Source organism: Mesorhizobium sp. M7A.F.Ca.US.014.04.1.1 (assembly GCF_003998745.1).
Lineage (GTDB): Bacteria > Pseudomonadota > Alphaproteobacteria > Rhizobiales > Rhizobiaceae > Mesorhizobium > Mesorhizobium ciceri.
The window spans coordinates 1-381 of sequence record NZ_RZRW01001543.1 but is presented as its reverse complement, the minus strand read 5'-3'; the positions used below and the strand labels follow the sequence as shown (position 1 = coordinate 381).

The following is a 381-nucleotide window of genomic DNA, read 5'->3' as shown; positions in this document are numbered from 1 at the left end:
GGTTACTACTACTCGACGACGCTGATCGAGGGCGTTCCCGCAAGCTCACCCGTTTGCCGTGACGAGATCTTCGGGCCGGTCGCGACTGTCTCACGCTTTACCGATTTCGAGACCGTGCTGCAGGAGGCCAACGATACGCCTTACGGCCTCGCGGCAACGATTTTCACGGAAAACCTCCCGGCGGCGTTCGACTTCGTGTCGCGCATCGACGCCGGCTTCGTGCAGGTCAACCAGTTTGCCGTCGCGGAAGCCAACATCGAATATGGGGGGACGAAAATGAGCGGCATGGGGCGTGAACTCTCGCTGGCGAGCATGATCCAGCATTTCACCTGGTCGAAGACCGTCATCGTCAACACGTCGGCTGCCTGACCGGGAGAATGC

Annotated in this window: 1 protein-coding gene; it reads left to right on the top strand. The window is 60.4% G+C overall.

Annotated features, from left to right (window positions below; translation table 11 throughout):
- On the top strand, positions 1–369 hold a 369-nt coding region (locus EOA22_RS37515), incomplete at its 5' end, for an aldehyde dehydrogenase family protein (RefSeq protein WP_127390793.1).
- Between the last annotated feature and the right edge of the window lie 12 nt (positions 370–381).